The 1262-nt window shown below is 54.3% G+C and carries 1 rRNA gene; it reads right to left on the reverse strand.

The annotated features are described in order from the left end of the window. Positions 1-1262, reverse strand: a 23S ribosomal RNA gene (locus tag ACFVR2_RS25110); the annotation flags it as partial.

Genomic DNA, 1262 nt, shown 5'->3' on the forward strand with positions numbered 1-1262 from the left:
CCCAGCTCGCGTACCGCTTTAATGGGCGAACAGCCCAACCCTTGGGACCGACTACAGCCCCAGGATGCGATGAGCCGACATCGAGGTGCCAAACCTCCCCGTCGATGTGGACTCTTGGGGGAGATAAGCCTGTTATCCCCGGGGTAGCTTTTATCCGTTGAGCGATGGCCCTTCCATGCGGAACCACCGGATCACTAAGCCCGACTTTCGTCCCTGCTCGACTTGTAGGTCTCGCAGTCAAGCTCCCTTATGCCTTTACACTCTTCGAATGATTTCCAACCATTCTGAGGGAACCTTTGGGCGCCTCCGTTACTCTTTAGGAGGCGACCGCCCCAGTCAAACTGCCCACCTGACACTGTCTCCGAGCCGGATCACGGCTCTAGGTTAGAATTTCAATACAGCCAGGGTAGTATCCCACCGACGCCTCCACCGAAGCTAGCGCTCCGGCTTCTCAGGCTCCTACCTATCCTGTACAAGCTGTACCAAAATTCAATATCAAGCTGCAGTAAAGCTCCACGGGGTCTTTCCGTCCTGTCGCGGGTAACCTGCATCTTCACAGGTACTATAATTTCACCGAGTCTATGGTTGAGACAGTGCCCAAATCGTTACGCCTTTCGTGCGGGTCGGAACTTACCCGACAAGGAATTTCGCTACCTTAGGACCGTTATAGTTACGGCCGCCGTTTACTGGGGCTTCAATTCAGAGCTTCTCCCGTAAGGGATAACCCCTCCTCTTAACCTTCCAGCACCGGGCAGGCGTCAGCCCCTATACTTCGCCTTGCGGCTTCGCAGAGACCTGTGTTTTTGCTAAACAGTCGCTTGGGCCTTTTCACTGCGGCTCTCCCGGGCATACACCCAAAAGAGCACCCCTTCTCCCGAAGTTACGGGGTCATTTTGCCGAGTTCCTTAACCATAGTTCTCTCGCTCACCTTAGGATTCTCTCCTCGCCTACCTGTGTCGGTTTGCGGTACAGGCACCTATTTCCTCGCTAGAAGCTTTTCTTGGCAGCGTAGAATCAGGAACTTCGGTACTATATTTCCCTCGCCATCACAACTCAGCCTTATGATGTGCGGATTTGCCTACACATCAGCCTAATTGCTTGGACGCGCATATCCAGCAGCGCGCTTACCCTATCTTTCTGCGTCCCTCCATCGCTCAAACGGAAATGAGGTGGTACAGGAATATCAACCTGTTGTCCATCGCCTACGCCTTTCGGCCTCGGCTTAGGTCCTGACTAACCCTGGGAGGACGAGCCTTCCCCAG

This window comes from Gottfriedia sp. NPDC057991, from assembly GCF_042886615.1.
In the GTDB taxonomy this organism is placed as follows: domain Bacteria; phylum Bacillota; class Bacilli; order Bacillales; family Bacillaceae_G; genus Gottfriedia.